Raw genomic sequence first — 20,683 nt, forward strand, 5'->3', positions numbered from 1 at the left:
ATGATATAACAACAGGGAAACATTGTGACTTTTATGAATATGGATGCTTGAGCTCACGCTCAAGATTACTATTTTTTTTCATGCGAGGCAAGCCTCGGGGTATTAAACCCTCCCAGAATAAAAAAACCGCTCATTTAGAGCGGTATATCGTTAGTTTTATGGGAAAAACTTATTTAAACAATTCGGTAAAATATTTATAAAATAACGGAATAGTTTCTATTCCTTTTAAATAATTCCAAACTCCAAAATGTTCATTAGGGGAATGAATCGCATCGCTATCTAGTCCAAATCCCATAAGAATAGTTTTACTTTTCAGTTCTTTTTCAAACAAAGAAACAATTGGAATACTACCTCCGCTACGTTGTGGGATTGGAGTTTTACCAAAAGTATCTTCATAGGCTTTACTCGCTGCTTGATATCCAACACTATCGATTGGGGTAACATATCCTTGTCCTCCATGATGCGGAGTGACTTTTACTGTTACTGCTTCTGCAGCAATTGCTTCAAAATGTTTTGCAAACAACTCTGTGATTTCTTCCCAATCCTGATTAGGAACTAATCTCATGGATATTTTAGCGTATGCTTTACTAGCAATCACAGTTTTTGCACCTTCTCCAGTGTAGCCTCCCCAAATCCCATTAACATCTAAGGTTGGTCTAATAGAATTACGCTCATTAGTAGTATAGCCTTCTTCGCCATATACCGCTTTGATATCTAATGATTTTTGGTAATCCTCCAAAGAAAATGGAGCTTTTGCCATTTCTGCGCGCTCTTCTTTAGAAAGCTCTTCTACTTTATCATAAAATCCTGGAATGGTAATATGGTTGTTTTCATCATGAAGTGAGGCGATCATTTTTGTCAGAACATTAATTGGATTTGCTACTGCACCTCCATACAATCCACTATGTAAATCTCTGTTAGGACCAGTAACTTCAACTTCTACATAACTCAAACCTCGCAAACCTGTAGTAATAGAAGGAACATCTTTTGCAATCATACCAGTATCACTAATCAGTATTACATCGTTTGCTAACTTCTCTTGATTATTTTCTACGAACCAACTCAAGCTACTACTTCCTACCTCTTCCTCTCCTTCTATCATAAATTTTACATTACAAGGAAGCTGGTTAGTCTTCGTCATTAATTCCAAGGCTTTTACATGCATATACATCTGTCCCTTGTCGTCACAAGCTCCTCTTGCAAAGATTGCTCCTTCAGGATGTAACTCTGTTGCCTTAATAACAGGTTCAAACGGAGGACTGTCCCAAAGATCTATAGGATCTGGTGGTTGTACATCATAATGGCCATATACCAACACTGTTGGTAAATCTGGATCGATAATCTTTTCACCATATACAATTGGATATCCTGGAGTTAAACAAATTTCAACCATGTCACACCCTGCTTTCTCGAGACTCTTTTTAATCTCATCAGCAGTTTTAATCACATCATTTTTATAGGCAGAATCTGCACTGATCGACGGTATTTTGAGTAGTTCTAAAAGTTCGTTGATAAAACGATCTTTATGTTCCTGAACGTAAGATTTAATATTTTGCATTCGTATGAGTTAATTTTCGTTAAATGTAATAAAAGTTTATATTTTTTAAGAAGGTTGTTTTTATTTTAAAAGTATTGTTTATATTTGCACCCGCTTACTAACAATAGTGGGTCATTTTGTACTAAGTCCTAAGTGGTACAAAATAGTAAAAATGCGGGCGTGGTGGAATTGGTAGACACGCTAGACTTAGGATCTAGTGCCGCGAGGTGTGAGAGTTCGAGTCTCTCCGCCCGCACGATAAAAGAAAAGCTGAATCAAATGATTCAGCTTTTTTATTTTACAAATTCTTTGAGTTTTACAAAAGTTTAATCTCCTTTCTCAAACTGTTTATCGTTCAACGTTTTTATAAATGCAATTAAAGCTTTAGATTCATTATCAGCTAAATTCAGTGAATCAGCCGGTAGCGTTTGATAGGGTACATCCAATCCCATTCCTTGTCCACCCCCTACGTTATAAAATTTAATAACTTCCTCCAAACTGTCATATACTCCATTGTGCATATAAGGTGCGGTTAATTCCGCATTTCGAACAGTCGATGTCTTAAAGAAGTTTCGTTTTTCTTCTACTTCATACGGATAATATTGGCCTGGATCTTCATCCAATATTGGGTGCTCAAAACTTGCATTTTTAGGAACTCCAAGGTTTTCAAATTCGGTTTCTAAGTATTTAGGAGGAACCGTACCATTAAATGTCGGTGGAAAATGACAGGTTGCACAAGCAGCTTTTCCCATAAATAAGTTGAAACCTGTAATTTCTTCATTAGTAAGCGTATTTTCAAGACCTTGCATGTTTCTGTCAAACTTCGAATCAAAAGGAGATAAACTTCTGATATATGTAGCTATGGCATGTCGTGCATTACGATTTGAGATATTTCCATCATATAAAGAATAGAATTGCTTTACATAAGTAGGATTCGAACGAATACGCTGCTCTATAGTGTTTAGATCTAAATGAAATTCATTTTGATCATTAACTACCTTTACAATTTGATCTTCTAAACTAGCGGCTCTACCGTCATAAAAGAATGTACGTTGAAAAACTGCGTAAGATAATGTCGGTGTATTACGGAGTAATTCAATATTATCAATTCCTTTTGCTTTTTTAAGTCCGTCCGTAAAAGCTTTGTCTTTATGATGACATGTAGCGCAACTAATGGTGCCTGTACCCGATAAGGATTCATCATTAAAGAGCATTTTTCCTAAAGCAACTCGCTCATCAGTAATTTCCGGTGAGCGTGGCGTTGAGAATTGAGCCATATTAAAAAAGTCTTTATCAAAAAGATTGGTCGATGATGGATTAAGAGCGCGAGAGGTGTTTAAAGTTACCTTCCAATCTTTTGATGTTAAATTAATAAGCTCTAACTGTTTGTTCGTATGGTTCTTGATAAATGTATACCGATCAAACGTATCAAAGTTTCCTGATTTTAATTCTGAAATCGTATTATCTATTTCTTTTACCCAAGATTGATATAACTCCTTTGAAGCGAAAGCTTCTTTATACATACCAAGAACTTCATTAATAGTCTCATAATTATAAATGGCTTCATTTAGAGAATTTGCTAACATGGGTGAATCAAAACCTGTGATACCTTTTGTAGCAATATTCACGATGGCATCACGCAACATTTTTAAATGATGCCTATCACGTTGCTTTATAATGATATGATTCTTCCTAATGTAAGGGATACGAACCTGTAGATACTGTGCAACCCTAAATATCTCTTTATTTTCAGGGTTTTCTTCAGCATATAATAATTCTTCTAGAACCTGGTAACTTTTGGGCTTTGATTTTTTAATATCTTGATAATCCTCCATTTCGATTTTCAGCAAATTCGGAGCATTCATTGAAAGGTAATTCTCATAGTCATAAGCTATGAGCATAGGCTCTGCACGTTTGTACCATTTTCTGCTTTCTAGAAAACTATTTTTATTTTCTTCTAATGTCTTCAACGTATCTATCTTCTTAATATAAAAAGCAGCACTATCTAAAGTTTTAAAATAGTGATTTCTAATAACGTCGTTGAACATCGATTCAGCTTTTGATGAAGTTGACACTGCCAATAGCTTTTCTTCTTTTTTACAAGAAATGGTAAGAACTAAGACAAACGTTGTAAAAAAACAATACATATTTTTCATAGCGGAAGAAATAATTTTAAATACACAAAAAGCTCCCTAATACTTAGGGAACTTTTTGTTTAAGTTTGTTATCTTATATCTATCTTGGTAATCCAGTGATCTTAAACAAGAATGAACCTTCAAGTCTAGCAGAAGACTCATCGATTGCAGTAGGATCGTAGAATTTAGCACCATCAGCACGTACAGCTGATTCAGGTTGACTACTGTAATTCCATCCATGCACTTGTGCCCCACCAATGAAAGTAGACTCTGTAGCACCTATAATATCGGTAACATCAATTAAACCAGTTATTTCCCAATAGCTATCTGTATTTCCAATACCCATTCCGGCTGCTGCAACTTGGTTACATTCCATTACTTCGGTTACTACTCCAGTATTCAAGTCTAACTGCCATAATTTAGCATAACCTGTAATATCAGCATTCAAATCTGCGTAACCATTAGGATCTTCTTGAATGTAAGCATAGTTTTCGGTTACTAATATGTTATCAGGAGAATGCATACCATCAGCTTTACCACCCTCAAGGTCTCCATCCATAACTACTTCTAAAGTAGCTGGTCCAGTAGGATCGTCTGGATTCATTACTAATTTATACACACGTCCAAAAGTTGTACCTCTGTTTGCTAAATCAGGATTGTCACTTCTGTATCTTCCAGTAGCGTTAAAATATACCTCTCTGTTAGCATCTGCAGAGCCTCTTCTCCAGTCGATATCCTCAATTCTCTGAAAACCGATAGCTAAAGAGTCTATTGCTTCTTGGTTCAATTCATTTAAAGTTCTCTCTGTAACTTCTACCCATTCCACATCATATGATGTACCTTCTGCCATACCCATTTCGAAAAGTTGACCACCAGCACCAGGAGCTGTTTCAGTAGGATTTGTTCCTCTTAAAACATATAAGCTTCCTCCATTTAAATCTCCTCTAGCACCAACATACATAGCAAAGTGAGCTTCTGGATAATCATTACTACTATCATCATCTCCCATAAAAACTACTGTTTGCGACGGATATGCATCTTTACCAATAACTACTGCATTTTCTGTTGACCATTCACCAAGTGCAGGTAATCTATCAGCCTCTACTCTATCATCTGTAGAACGGAATGGATTTACACGGTAAACACCTTTAGCATTTCCACCCCACTCACCACCTGAAAGGTAAAGCGGACCAAAACCGTGCTCCTCAGTAGTGATAGAAGAACCTGAACATTGTGCCGTAAAGGCTGTAGCAGTTGCATTTACAATGTAATCACCTTGTAAAGGTTGTAAATCCGAATTCATCATAATTCTAGCGATAGAAAAGTCAGATTCTAGGTTATTAATAAATGCGTACATGTCATTCCCAGCAGGATAAAGAGCAGCTCCATCCATAAAAGATCCATAAACGAAGGTAGAATCAGAAGGAAGTATATCCGCTGATGTTAATATCATTTCTAAATCGGCAGAAGAAGCAAAACTTCCTTTAAGTTCAAAAACATCGTTAGAAACAACAGAACTTTCTAAAGGTTCAGACTCTTCAAGTGTTAAATCCATACCATCTACACCATCTTGACCGTCAGCTCCATCTTGACCATCGACACCGTCGATTCCGTCAATTCCATCACGACCATCCTCACAGCTATAAAATGCGATGTTCACCACCGAAATCATTAAAATCCCTAATATTAACTTTCTAAGTTTCATAATTTGTGTTAGTTTAAGTTTACGTTTATTCTTAATTCTGACTATACTTATATTGAGGTCAAAACTAATTCTTGATTTTTGTAAACCCGTTAACTGAACGTGTTCTATACTTGAAGAAAAATTAAAAAAAACGTTACCTTTTTAAAGAGAATGTTATTAATAAGATCCGATCTAAATAAGCGAGATTTTTGTTGAACTACATAAGTTTATACTACAACAATTTATTATGAGAACTGCACGCAAATATGAAACTTCCCATCCTCCATCAAAAAATTTTGATAAATCTCTACCCGACCATACAACAGAGAAAAAGCCAAATCAGTTGATTCGGCTTTCTTGTTTGGGGTAATAGCCCAAATCTTAAAAAACAAAAAAAGTAAGGAAAGAAAATTTCCAAGGGGTAGTATTAATTTTATGTGATATGGACTTTGGGATTCATTTATTTAAAACTGTACTCCTTTACCAATATTTGTATTTAAAATACCATTGACATCCGAGTTCTGTACCTGACCATTCATATCCATATCTGCTTTATTGTAACCAGAAATACCAAGTAACTGTATCACTGCATTTGTATCCGTGTTTTGAATTTGTTCATTTTCATCAAAGTCTCCGGCAATCATCGCAAAAATTCCATTTCCCATATCTACTACCGAATTTGAGCCTCCGAATACGGATGCTGTAGCATCACTAAGATCAATAGTAGTTGCTGTAGATTCGTTTAGAGCAACTGTATTGGCACTCATCACTGCTATATGATTTCTATGGTTTACCGCTATATAATAGCTATCTGAAGGCGAATCAAATGCTAAAGCTGATGTTCCATCAACACTCACTATATCTCCATCCGCTTGTACGAATGCAGATTGACTGGCGAGTACTACAGTTGGATCATTTTTATCACGTAAGCTTACCCAAACCCAATCTACAATAGCATTATTTCCTGTGATATCAAAAACCCTTGCCTCACAGGTTAGACTATCCGCATATGGACTCGTAGTGGGAAGTAAACCATTACTTCGTAAACTATCATCCATGATAACAGTTCCAGAAGTTATCAAAGGCCCTTGCAGAAAAACAACTGGAGAAAGTTTCAATTGCAAGATGATCAATTCTTGATGAAATCCTTGGTTTAGTGTTGTGGTTCCATTCGACAAAGTTGTCACCATTAATTCTCCAACTGTAAAATCTAGGCTTACACTGGCATTGCTCAAGGTTGTTCCACTGGATCCAATTACAGTTCGTTCTATACTTTGAGAAGACAAAGCACTAAAAAAAAGCAAGGCTACAATGAATATACATGGTTTCATAATCTTCATTTTTTATCTTTTACCAATGATTGTTAATACCGTTGCAGCATCAGTTTTAGCATCACCATTTGAGCTTCTTATTAAGTATTCTACTTTACCTTGTGCTAAAGAAGTTATTTGAGCTCCTCTTGTTTGAGAAGTAGAAGCTATACAAGTAATAGTCACACCTGGAAGAGCAGAAAAATGGTTTGAATAGTTCACTGTATAAATATTTCCACTTCTCGAAGCTGTTATGCCTGAAGAGTTCGTAACGTTTGAGTTTAAAGAACCGTCTGCGTTCACTATTACAGAAATCATTTCTACGTTATTAGCTGCACCCGCAGCTCTAAGATCATCACCATCTTGGTCGATAATTACATTTCCATCAGTTGCTATGTTTTCATCAACTTTTAATTCTCCTTTTACTTGTAATAAGTCATTATCAAATTCTCCATAGATCAAATCTTTAATATATAAGCGATCTGAAAATGGCGTCCCAGAAGTTCCAGCCCCAGCACCTATAATTACATTAGAACTTCCATTTAATTGATAACCAGCAAAATATCCGATAACAACATTGTTGGCACCTGAAGTTGCGTTCTCGGCGGCTTGAGTTCCAATGATTACGTTTTTGTTACCAAGATTAGCAAGGTTACTTGTAGTATCGTAATTACCGAAGATTTGGTTTTCTGAATTCGTAGTAGTTAGTATACCATCAAACTCAAAATTTCCTCCTAATGTTACATCTCCAGAAGTAGTTATATTCCCATTATTATCAATTTGTAAGCCTTCATCACCACCATCATTAGAAATCCAGTTATTATTTAGCTTAATATTTCCGTCTACAGCTAATTCTCCAGAAAGGGTTACATTTCCTGTATTGTCAATTGCGATACCTTCATCACCTCCATCATTAGAAAACCATTTATTATTTAATCTTACGTTTCCTCCTAAAACTACAACTCCATCATCCGTAATACGTATCCCTTCGCTATCACCATCATTTGATAACCAGTTATTATTTAACTGTACATTTCCACCTAAAGAAACTTTTGCTGATGTGATCACATTTCCGCTAGCATCAAATTGAATTCCATTATTGCTAGTTCCATCACCATTAATCCAATGAGTAGCTAGGTTAATATTGCTTCCTAGATATAATTTATTGGATGTAGTAACTCTTCCTTCAGAATTCACTAGAAGTCCTTCATCATCGCCATCATTAGAAATCCAATGTCCGCCCGTTTGAAAATTCTCAGTAGCTGTATGATTTCCTAAATTATCTCCGTTTTCTACATATTTAGCTTGTAGAGCATATGGAACACTTAATAGTTGTGTAGTTCCCATACTTGTATAGCTAGTACCACCAGCAGTATCTACACTAACTTCTAAAAAATAAGAATCTGAAGACCAAGTAATAGTTGAAAAATCATTTGTAGTCGTACCTTGCCCTACAATTAAATCAAAAACCCCATAGGCATTTGTAGTGGGAGTATGGGTTTCTGTATACACCACAGTACCATCTGTGGTAGTTTGATGTAATTTAAATTCTACTCCTATAGTAGTATTCGCTAATATATCTCCTGCAGCATCTCTCACGACCGATTGGTAATTGAATCCTTGTGGTGTTTGCGAATATCCTAATATACTTATCAAAAGGATCCATAGTGTGCATTGTAATTTAATTCTCATTCTCAATTATTTTTAATTCTTACTTTTTTTGGGGTAAAAGTTGTCATCCAAATAACACTGTAAATTGTTTTTTTATCATAGTGTAGATACGTAGATCTTATATATAAGAAACTTCTTAAAACACTATAGTGTGAGGATTCCATTTTCACACCGCTAAATAACAATGGAAACTTTATAAATTAAAAAAAATTGAGGGTGCAAATGAGGGTGCAACATCCGAAAACCCTTATTTTGCAATACTTTTCAGATATTTTCAATAAACGCTTAATAGGGTTCCCAGATGAAAAAAATGTGCTAAAATGTACGTTTATAAAGATCGAATATACTCGTCTAAGGAATCGTTTTGAGATAGATTTAGCTTCTTTTTGAGTCTAAATCTACTCGATTTAACAGCATCCAAACTTGTATTTCTTAAGTTGGAAATTTCCTTTCGGGAAAGACCTATTTTTATAAAAGAACAAATTTCGATATCTGTTTTTGTAAGATTAGGAAATTGAGAGCTTAGTTTATTTATAAACTCCGTATGATATTCAGCTAATTCTTTCTTAAGTAATAGTGCTTTTTGATCTTCGAACTTGGTACTTCGTACATCTGCAAGTATATTTTTTAAGGTCACGCCACCTTCATCTTTGTCTAATTTTTTAAGATTATCAGCAATCTCTATTTTGGATCGTAACTGTTGTACGGTTTCCATTTGCAATTTTATGATCTCTTTTGACTTCACAGAAATATCCCGCTCTTTAGAAATTATTTCGGTTGCTAATTCCAATTTTTCACTCTGTAAAGTTCGGTAACGATCTGCAACCGCTAACGATAATAATATAGCTTCCAGAACAGAACCAATTACGTAGGCATTCACTGTAACTCCATTGATAGGAATAATCACCAAAAGTGTACACACATACATCACAATGGTTATACAATAACTTGTCCAGGCTGCTACAAGATATTTTGCAAATTGATTTCCCGCCATATACACTCTAATACCAGAAATCAACGCAAGAAAACCAAAAATCATCAATCCCACAGCAACCAATTTGTTGGTAGTATAATACCCAAATACCTCAAATCGTATGATCTCATAAATAAAGGCAATTACCTGAAACCAAATAATACCTTTCAACAATCTGTGTGATAATTTATCGTATGTAGCAGTTTCTAAAAATTTAACACAGAATTGTGCAGTTACTACAGTACCAAAGGCAATAAAAATGGAGCACACCACTCTTGTATAAAAAGGTTTTCATCCACTAAAAACTGCTTAAAAAAACCTCTAACCGAGATTTGGGTTAAAAGGCCTCCAATAACAGTACCTCCATACAGAAAATAAATAGAATCCTTCAATCCCCATCCTAAAATCAGGTTGTAAAAAACGATCGTTACTAATATCCCTATTAAAAGACATACCAACATAAGTTCATTACGCTCCATTCTTCTAAAATCTTCTTCCTCTAAAAGTTTCATGGAATAGGATCGACCATATTTACTTTTGGTTCTCAAGTAAAAGGTCTGTTCTGAATTAGGTTCAAATTTTAAAGAAAAGTATAAGGAGGATCCATTAAAATCTTTGTCCTTGGTATGCACCATATACCCAGTATTTGAAACCACCCAACGATTATTCTTTTTATAATAAAGTTGCAAAGAATCCTGCAGAGGTTTTTCGATTCGCAACATACGCTCTACGATGGTATCAGAAGCATTATTAATTTTAAATCGGTGCCAAACGGATGCATCGCTAAAACCCAGATTCAAAATATCCTTAGTAGAAAGTTGATATGGTAATTTTTGTGCTTGCTCTATATCATACTCAGGCGGTACATCTTTACTGTAATATAAATAGGTACCTAACAAATCATCTGAACCAATCGTTGTTACTTCTATGATGCGATCAGAGTTTTGATTTTCCTGACAAAAAATCGGGGAAATAACACCTATTATAAAAAGAATATTTAGTAGAATTTTAGCAATCAAAGGGACTTTTCTTTTAAAGGTACAAAATACTTCTTTTAAAAAACAACTATAAGGATTTTATGTAGTCATCAAGGGATTGATCTGCAGATAACTGAAGCTTCTTTTTAAGCCTAAAACGGGTAGATTTGATAGCATCCAAACTTGTATTTCTTAAGTTGGAAATTTCTTTTCGAGAAAGACCAATTTTTATAAAAGAACAAACCTCAATATCAGTTTTGGTCAAATTAGGATGCGAACTTTTTAAACTTTTTAAGAAATCATAGTTCAATGTTTCGATATTCTTTTTCAGCATTAAGATTTTTGCATCTTCTAATTTGTCCGCTTTTAAATCTGCGATGATACCTTTGAGCGTCACATCTCCTTCTTCTTTTGATAATTTTGCTAAATTTTCGGCAAGCTTTTCCTTCGTATTTAAATGAATTACAGTTTCTGTTAAGAGTTGATTTACCTCTTCTTTTTTAGTAGCTACTTCAGAGTTTAATACAGAAATTTTTTCATCACTTTGTTTTAACTTCCTTTCAAACTGTTCTCCTAGCTTACGTTCTTTTAACCATTTTTTTCGAAGACCTCTAATCACAAAGAATGTTATTACTAGACCAATAAAACTTAATAAGCCGATAAATTTATTTTGAGCTAAGGCCTTATCTTTTTCTAAAACTAATATCTCTTTCTGTTTAACAAAGAGAATACTGTCTTTCATTTTCTTCTTTGCAAATTCATTAGCAACCTCTATCCGGATTATTTCTTTAGATTTCTTCTCCGTATAAATTTCATTTTGAGTTTTTTCATATACTTTAAAATCTTTTAAAGCATTTTTGAATTTACCCAGCCTTTCGTTAGCGCGACTTCTTAATTTATATGCCCTAGACTCGAGGTGTTTTTTTTCTATTTGGTTCGCTATAGCAATAGTAGTATCAGTGTATTTTTTTGCTAAGGTATAGTTCTTCAACCGAAAGTTTATAACTGCTAAATCACGATAACTTTCACTTAGATAATGTTTGTGCCCTTTAGTTTTAAAAAAACTTATAGTTTGTTTAGTCATTTTAATCAAATCATCGTAAGAATCATTTTCATCCAAATCCTCCAACGAATACCTAACAAACTGAATATTAGAAGCAAAATATTCAACATCAGCTTTTGTCTCTTTAAAAATTCTTCTAGCTTTCTTTAAATAGTAAAAAGCTGAATCCCGCATCTCCCTGTGATTATAATTACCCGCAAGTAATCTATAGCTTACGCCTAGTTGTTCCTTGAAAGGGATTGTATTAATCTCAATAGATTTTTTAAAATATTTAGCACCATTTACATAATCATATTGATAATCATATAAATTACCAATATTGGTGTTCACATTGATTAATTTATTGGTATCCTTTATTTCCTCATAAATATCTTTTGCTTTATTATAATTGAGCAATGATTCTGGATAATTACTTCTTATACGCGAAATAACTCCTCTTCTATCAAATATTTGTCCACGATGTATTCGAGAATCATAATTGACAGTATCTAACATTACTAAAATCTTACTCAAAAGAGAATCTGCTTTATTTAAATCACGAAAATGATAATATTTATTTAGCCTTAAATAATTAACTATTTTGAGAGAATCGTTGTCCGCATTTTGTATAGCTTCTTTGAGTTCAAGTAATTTAGGATCTTCTTCTTGAGAGAAAGAAAACCAAGAGGCAAGAATTAGAAAAAGACAAATTAGTTTTTTCATTACTTAGAAAAGAATTGATACTATGAAATTAACGATATTATTGCTAAAATAAAAAACTGGATTAATACTTATCAGACAATTCAATTTCAAGTTTATTAAAAAGCTAAAAGACTTATCTAGAACTGGTCAAAAATGATGTCAAAATTTGCTTACTAATTCGTCTCAGATGCGATTAAAAAAAGACGAATTGTCCACAAAATACACATATTGAGTTCGTGAAACTTACCTTTTTTTGATTAAAATTTGAACCATAGTTCACTTCCTAGGCATTACAGATAAATTAATTTAAACAATTGAATATCAATTATTTAAATTATTGCACCCCGATTTGCACCCTATCGTTTTTTGGAATAAATATGGTTTCTCTCATAATTTTGGCAACAGAAATAAGAGCGCTTGCCTTATTTGTTTTTAATACGGGATAAACAAAAAAAACTAAAACTAACAACATACTTCTTTCATCAAAGACAATTGATGATGGTACGCTACTATTTGAAAGTTAGCAACATTTTAAAGATGTATGTAGATCTCGAAAAACAAATAAAACGCCTAGTAAAAAATAAAAAATATTAACCCCAAAATCTATATGGTATGAAGTTAAAATTACTCCTACTATTACTTTTTCTTACGACAATACATACGAATGCACAAACAGATTGTTCCTTAGACGAAACTAAATTTACAGGAACATTTACCACTGCAGAAGTTGGAGGAACAAAAATAAAGGCAAGCGATGCTACTTCAAACTATAGATTTGGAGAACGTGTTGCAATAGATGGTAATATAGCTGTAACAGTATCACGTAGTAATGGTGCTGCTGCAGGTAAAGTCTATGTGTTTATTAATGATGGCGCTGGTAACTGGACACAGCAAACCACGCTTACAGCAAGTGATGGTTTTGCAGGCGATAATTTTGGATCTAGCATAGCTTTACAGGGTAATTACTTGGTTGTTGGAGCTAGCTTTCAAACAAATTCTTCAGCTGTAGATACTGGAGCAGCATATTTATTTGAATATGATGGTGTTGGTGCTTGGACAGAGGTTGCCATATTTGAACCAAGTGATGGAAGTTCTGGTGATCGTTTTGGAGTATCGGCTTCTATAGAAGGAAATTTAATTTTAATTGGATCTAGAGATGGTTGTATAGGTGGATGTGCTTATGTATACGAAAATGACGGCACCAATACCTTTACCTATTCAGAAACTAAATTAGAACCTCAAGTACAGTCTAATTATTCTGGAGCGCGTTTTGGTTATGATGTCTTGATTAAAGATGGTCGTGCTTATGTAAGTGGTCTACGGGATTATTCAGCGGTAGGGAATGCCTTTGCGGGTTCTGTTCAAATATGGGATCAAGCAAATGATGGTTCGTGGTCACGAACACACCGATTAAGAGGTACCGAATCTTCGGAGTCTTTCGGTAGTTCGATAAGTGTTTTAGGTGATTATTTAGCTATAGGTGCGTATAATTATGAAGCATCTTCAACACCAGAAGCAGACCAAGGAAGAGTTTATGTTTATAAAGCAGACAGTAACGGCGATTATTTAGAAACTAATCGTGTTATGATTCAAAATAACGATAAAGACAGTTATAACGATCAACGTTTTGGAGCAGATGTTGTCATAGAAAATGATTTTTTATATGTTGGGACTTATGGAAATGGTTCAAGTAATACAGATGCTGTATATATTTTTAAAGATGATGGTACCAATAATTGGTCGCAATTAAGTAAAATTACTTCTGGTAGTGGTTGGAATGAATTTTCAAACAGAGCCGTAGCAGTTTCCTATCCCTATTTACTGATAGGACAAAATGAAGACGATTCACCTTCAAATTCTGGAGCAATTCATTTTGTACCTTTAGCAAGTACCATAACTCCAACCGCTTCGGTTACAGAAGTTACGGAGGCTTTTATTGGACAAAATAATGCCACGATAACCCTCAACTTTAGTGATGAAGCTACACGAACTGAAATCCAGTTTAGTATTGATGGAGGAACAACCTTTCCATATACATTTAATGACGACGCCTTAACTGGTACAATAACTAATCTTGGAGTAGGCTCGTATGATTTAAAAGCAAGATATAATGGGGGTTCGTGCATTTTAGATTTAGGAACAGTTCCCATAAATCAAGCAGCTTACACAGCTATACCAGATGCAAATTTTGAAGCCGCTTTAGAGGCTCTTGGTTATGATGATATTACTGGTGACGGACAAGTACCAACATTCTTAATTGAATCGCTTACTATTTTAAACATTAGTAATAAAGGAATAACAGATTTAACCGGAATTGAAGATTTTACTGCCCTTGAAGAATTGAAAGCAAATGGTAATGATTTAACAGCTATTAATCTAACTAATAATACTGCTTTAAAAGTACTTTGGATTAGAAGTGGAAATAATAATTTTTCTTCCATAGATGTTAGTAACAATATAGCACTTGAAGATTTTAGAATACAATATTCAGGAACTTCATTAGATATCTCTAATAATTCTGCGTTAATAGAGTTTATGTGTACAGATTGCAGTCTTACTTCACTCGACACAAGTACCAATACAAGTTTAACTTCTTTAGATTTAGAGAATTCTGATATTACAACATTAAATTTAAGTACAAATATTAATTTAACTGGTTTAGAAATTGATGGTACTAGTTTGGTTGAGTTAGACTTGTCAAACAATATAAACTTAAGATTTTTATATGCAGAAAATATTACGACGCTTACAGGTTTAAACATTCAAAATGGTACAAATACAAATATTGCTGCTTTTGAAACTGTAGGAACACCAGTACCTTGTGTTAAGGTTGATGATACAACTTATAGTACAAATAATTGGACAGCTATAGAACCTGTGACAACTTTTAGAGATTCAGGGTATTGTATCTATACACAAATTCCTGATACGAATTTTGAAGCTGCCTTAGAAGCTCTAGGGTATGATGACATTTCTAGTGATGGTCAAGTGCCTACTACTTTAATAGAAGCGGTAACAACATTAGATGTTAGCAATAAAAGCATTTCAGATGTAACAGGGATAGAAGATTTTAAAGCATTGCAGGTTTTAGAATGCCAATCTAATAATCTTACAGCCTTGAACATTTCTAACAATATAGTATTAATAGAATTAACAGCTAACGCAAACAATATCAACAGTATTGATCTATCACAAAACACTGTATTAGAAACTTTAATTATTGGAGCGAATGACTTAACCTCAATTGACATTTCCAATAACAAATTACTGAAGCGATTAGATATTTTATATAATGATATTACTTCATTGGATACCAGTAATAATCCAGATTTAGCAACACTAAAAGCATACAATACGGATGTTGTGAGTTATGATTTTAGCAACAATCCACTTTTACAAAATGTACAGTTATACAACAACAATTATTTAACAAAATTAGATGTTTCAAACCTAACTCAATTAGATCAATTACGATTAGATAATACGGGGATTACAGATTTAGATGTAAGCAATAATCTGAACTTAAGAATTATTAGAGTAAATCAATCCAATATAAACAAGCTGGATTTATCTAATCAAAGTAGTCTAATACACGTTTATGTAGATAATTCACCCATTAATTTTCTAAATGTCCAGAATGGAAATAATACAAACTTCACACAGTTTCACGCTGATAATACACCTAATCTAAACTGTGTAGTGGTAGATGATGTAGCTTATAGTACCACTAACTGGACGAATATCGATGGTACAATGAGTTTTAGTAACACCTATTGTAATTACACGGCGATTCCAGATGCCAATTTTGAAGCTGTATTATATGCATTAGGCTATGATGATATTGCTAATGACGGACAAGTACCAACTGCTTTAGTTGAACCAGTAACCACATTAAACATCAGCAATCAAAATATTGCAGATCTTACTGGAATTGAAGACTTCGTAGCACTTACGGATTTAAATCTGGATACGAATACACTAACCAGCTTAGATTTGAGTAACAATACAAACCTTCAAACGTTGAACTTTGATAATAATAGTATTGCGAATTTAAATTTAGGAACAATTTCAAATTTGACCTCTATCGAAGGGCGTTACAACCAATTAACGACAATTGATGTAAGTCAAAATTCTGATCTAACATTTATAAATCTTAGAGACAATTTATTTACCACAGTAGATGTATCCAATAATCCATTGTTGGAAACCATCAACCTAAGAGGTAACTCGAATTTGACGAGTATAGATATCAGTAATAATACCAATCTTAAGTTTTTATATTTTCAGGATACAGCCTTGACTGGTTTAGAGGTTTCCCAAAACCTTTTATTAGAAGTTATCGTTATTGAACGCGTAAATTTTAATACGATAGATGTTTCTAATTTATCAGCGTTAACCCAGTTAAGAATTGCAGATAATAGTTTTACACACCTTGATGTATCCAACAATCCAGCTTTAGTACGCTTAGAATGTGAAAATAATGATCTTACCTATTTAAATCTTAAAAATGGTAATAATATTAATATGCCAAATACAGATTTTATAACCACAGGAAATCCTTCGTTAGAATGTATTATCGTTGATGATGCTACATGGAGTGCTGCTAACTGGACGAATATCGATGGTACTGCAAGTTTTAACAATACATTTTGTCGTTACACTGCTATTCCAGATGTTAATTTTGAAGCTGAATTGGAAGCTTTAGGGTATGATGATATTTCAGCAGATGGGCAAGTTCCTACACCTTTAATTGAAGTATTATCAAGCCTCGATGTAGATGGTAAGAATATTAATGATTTAACAGGTATTGAGGATTTTGTCGCTTTGACCTACCTAAACTGTAATGGGAATAATTTAACTACAATTGATATTACTGAAAATATACAACTAGCATATTTCAATGCAGCTCAGAATAATTTAACAACAGTAGATCTATCCAATAATACCTTACTAGAAAGCCTATACCTATTTTCTAATGATTTAAGTGCTATTGACCTATCCAATAATACTGCAATAAAGCAATTGTATATTCAAAGAAATACGAATCTACCCAATTTTGATATTAGTAATAATATCCTTTTGGAAGAAATCGATTGTTCTGAAACCAATATTACGGCATTAAATACCACAAACAATACGCTGTTAAGAAATCTGGAAGCTAATGACTCGCCATTATCATCTTTAGATTTATCCACGAATACAGCGCTAGAATTGTTACGTCTGTTCACTACTAATATTACCGTATTGGACCTATCCAATAATACAAGTCTAACGGAACTTCGTATAAATGATACAGGTATACAAAGCTTAGATCTAAGCAATCAAGCAGCTTTAACCGTGTTGGTAGCTAACGATGGAAATTTAAGTTCTTTAAACATTCAAAATGGGAATAATATGAATGTTCAGCTATTTGCATTTAATGTAACTAACAACCCTGATTTAGCCTGTGTTTTGGTTGATGATGCCGCTTACAGTACTACCAACTGGAGACTTATAGATGCTACAACAAGCTTTAGTGATACCTATTGCAATTATACAGCTATCCCTGATCCAATTTTTGAAGCTAGATTGGAAGAATTAGGTTACGATGATATTTCAGGAGACGGACAAGTTCCAACTGCTTTAATTGAAGTAGTAACAAGTTTAACTGTCAATGACCTTAGTATTGATGAGTTAACTGGAATTGAAGATTTTACAGCTCTGGTAACTTTAAACGCTAGAGGAAATAACTTCACTGCTTTAGATGTGAGTCAAAATACTTTATTAGAGCATTTATATATTAATAGTAATAATCTGTCTTCAATTGATATATCCAAAAATATTGTTTTAAGAAATTTAAATATAGGGTCTAATAGTATCACTTCACTAGATCTATCTAATAATCCAGACCTTAGAGATCTTTGGGTGCAAGGAAATGGAGGATTAACCACTCTAGATTTGAGTAATAATCTTGAATTAAGAGAATTATATACCTATAGCTCGGGTGTGTCGACCTTAGATCTAAGTATTCATACAGAACTTAGAATACTTTCGGCGTATAGAACCTCTCTAGCCTCAATAGATCTTTCGAATAATGTTGAATTAAGAGCACTACGTGTAGATGAAACGGATGTTACTGTATTAGATTTAAGTAATAATACGAAACTAGAAACATTGCGTGTTAATAATACAGAAATTACAAGTCTAGATTTAAGTAATAATACGGCATTTAAACAATTATGGGGACATGATACCAGTTTAAATAATTTAAATGTTAGAAATGGTAATAATGCCAATGTTACCACATTTGAAATCGAAAACAACCCTGATCTGAACTGTGTTCTAGTTGATGATTCTAGTTATAGTACCACAAACTGGACAAATATCCCAAGCGGTTTAGTATTTAGCAATACTTATTGTCGCTACACAGCCATTCCAGACGCTAATTTTGAAGCTGCTTTAGAGGCATTAGGTTATGATGATATTTCTGGTGATGGACAAGTACCAACAGCATTGATTGAAGGTGTTGAAGACTTAACTATCGTCGGAAAATCCATTGCTGATATCACAGGTATTGAAGATTTTACTGCTTTAAAAACTTTGAACTGTGCCAATAATACTTTTACAAGTTTAGATCTTTCTAATAATACTGAACTGACCTCTGTTATTACAAAATTAACCCCTCTTACAGGACTAAATATTAATAACTGTCCAAACTTAGATACCTTAGTATGTTCATTTAATGATTTATCAACTTTAGATGTTTCAAATAACACAGCATTAACGTATTTAGAGTGTAACAATAATAATCTAAGTAGTTTAAATATTGATTCAAATACAGCACTACTAGATCTACGTTGTGGAAATAATAGTCTAACAGCATTAGATGTTTCAAATAACATCTTATTAACTTCTATCTGGTGCCAAAGCAACTCGATTACGGTATTAGATTTTTCAGCACAAACAGGATTGGTTTCGGTTATTGTAAATGATAATGCGCTAACTTCTTTGAATGTTAGAAATGGAAATTATACAAATGTGACCAATTTTGTAGCTACTGAAAACAGTAATTTAACATGTATTTCTGTTGATGATGCAACCTATAGCACCACTAATTGGCTTGGAGTTGATGATACTGCTAATTTCACAAATAACTACTGTCGTTACACTACCATTCCAGATGCAAATTTTGAAGCTCGATTAGAGTCTTTAGGGTATGACGATATTTCTGGTGATGGACAAGTACCTACTGTATTAATTGAAAGTGTTACTTCATTAACTGCAAATGGTGAATCAATAACTGATTTTACAGGGATCGAAGATTTTGTTGGATTAACCTATTTAGATGTTGGAAATAACAGCGCTGGAAGTATTGATATAGCAAATCTAGTTTTATTAGAATTTGTTAGACTAGATGCCATGTCGTTAACATCGATAGATCTCTCTAAAAATACCGCACTAGTTGATCTACGTTGCTCTTTTAATTCAGGAATGACAAATATCGATATATCTAACAATACGTTACTAGAAACAGCACATATAGGAAATAACAGTCTTACTAGTATAGATCTAACCAAAAATACACTGCTATATGAATTGAGAATGTCTAATAACGACCTGACAAGTGTCGATTTATCAAAGAATACAGCATTAACAGAATTGAATGTTTCAAATAACGAACTGAGTTATTTGAATCTTCAAAATGGGAATAACACTAATATTCTAATTATTTACATGACTGGTAATTCATCATTAAGTTGTGTTTTGGTGGATGATGCAACCTACAGCACTACCAATTGGACAAATACTGATGATCATACTAGTTTTAACGAAGTTTCTTGTGATCTACATGTTGATATTACTGTTTTTCTTCAAGGAGCGTTCACCAATCCAAATTCTGGAGAAGAAAGCCTGATGCGCGATGATTTACGTGTTAGTACAATACTTCCAACGGTAAGCCCTTATGGTGATAATGCTACTATTTCAGACGACATAAAATTAGATGATGCTGGATCAGATGCTACGGTGGATTGGGTTTGGATAGAATTAAGAGATGCTAATGATACAAGTATAATTGTGGCTCAACAGTCAGGAATTTTACAACGTGATGGAGATATTGTAGCAACTACCGATGATCGAAGTACTCCACTAGCTTTTAGTGTTAATCCTGGTAATTACTACATAGTGGTGAAACATAGAAATCATTTAAATATTATGTCCTCATCCGCTATCAGTTTATCAAGTACTACAGCGAGTGTAGATTTCACTTCAAGCACTAATATTGCCGGAGGAGCAAACGCTGTTGTTGATATGAATAACGGGATTGTTGCGATGATTTCTGGAGATTTTGATGAAAATGGCCAGATCCAAAATTCTGATATCAATTCGGTAATTCAATTATTGGGAGGTTCTGGTTATCACAATGCTGATATAGATATGAATGGTCAAATCCAAAATATTGACGTCAACAACCTGATGAATCCTAATGTAGGAAAAGGTGAACAGTTTTAACTATATACTAAATGTATAACTTATACAGTACACATGTTAACAAAATCACCTGTAAAACAAGGAAATACAGCCTTGCACCCCAATATGCACCCCTTGTTTTATTGGTTTGTAAAACCATCATATGTACTATTGCATTGAAGTTTATATGAATAAAAAAACATA

Annotated in this window: 7 protein-coding genes, 1 tRNA gene and 1 pseudogene; 2 read left to right on the forward strand and 7 right to left on the reverse strand. The window is 33.6% G+C overall.

Annotation, left to right across the window (positions count from 1 at the left end):
• Window positions 1-169 precede the first annotated feature (169 nt).
• On the reverse strand, window positions 170-1,558 hold the full coding sequence (locus ACWNT5_RS04240) for a dipeptidase (protein WP_456516702.1): 1,389 nt from the start codon (window positions 1,556-1,558) through the stop codon (window positions 170-172).
• A 153-nt stretch (window positions 1,559-1,711) separates the two neighbouring features.
• Between ACWNT5_RS04240 and ACWNT5_RS04245 the strand changes: the two genes are divergently transcribed.
• Window positions 1,712-1,793 (forward strand) — tRNA-Leu (locus ACWNT5_RS04245).
• A gap of 70 nt (window positions 1,794-1,863) precedes the next feature.
• Here the strand turns inward: ACWNT5_RS04245 and ACWNT5_RS04250 are convergent.
• From ACWNT5_RS04250 to ACWNT5_RS04275, 6 genes and pseudogenes are all read right to left on the reverse strand, one after another.
• Complete coding sequence (locus ACWNT5_RS04250; RefSeq protein ID WP_456516703.1) at window positions 1,864-3,693, reverse strand: cytochrome-c peroxidase; 1,830 nt, start codon at window positions 3,691-3,693, stop codon at window positions 1,864-1,866.
• Window positions 3,694-3,772: 79 nt separating this feature from the next.
• Entirely contained in the window at window positions 3,773-5,377 is a 1,605-nt protein-coding gene (locus tag ACWNT5_RS04255; RefSeq protein ID WP_456516704.1) for a phosphatase, read from the reverse strand.
• Between the two features lie 443 nt (window positions 5,378-5,820).
• A complete protein-coding gene (locus tag ACWNT5_RS04260; protein ID WP_456516705.1) occupies window positions 5,821-6,687 on the reverse strand; it encodes a hypothetical protein in 867 nt (288 codons plus the stop codon).
• A 12-nt stretch (window positions 6,688-6,699) separates the two neighbouring features.
• Window positions 6,700-8,358, reverse strand: coding sequence for a hypothetical protein (locus tag ACWNT5_RS04265; RefSeq protein WP_456516706.1), 1,659 nt, complete (start codon window positions 8,356-8,358; stop codon window positions 6,700-6,702).
• 307 nt (window positions 8,359-8,665) lie between these two features.
• Window positions 8,666-10,329 (reverse strand): annotated as a pseudogene (locus tag ACWNT5_RS04270) (7TM diverse intracellular signaling domain-containing protein).
• A 46-nt stretch (window positions 10,330-10,375) separates the two neighbouring features.
• Window positions 10,376-12,052 carry a hypothetical protein gene (locus ACWNT5_RS04275; RefSeq protein ID WP_456516707.1) on the reverse strand — a complete coding sequence of 559 codons (1,677 nt, stop codon included), beginning with the start codon at window positions 12,050-12,052 and terminating at the stop codon, window positions 10,376-10,378.
• Window positions 12,053-12,643: 591 nt separating this feature from the next.
• Here ACWNT5_RS04275 and ACWNT5_RS04280 point away from each other — a divergent pair.
• Window positions 12,644-20,521, forward strand: coding sequence for a hypothetical protein (locus ACWNT5_RS04280; protein ID WP_456516708.1), 7,878 nt, complete (start codon window positions 12,644-12,646; stop codon window positions 20,519-20,521).
• Window positions 20,522-20,683: the final 162 nt, after the last annotated feature.

It is taken from the genome of Aquimarina sp. 433, assembly GCF_054054605.1.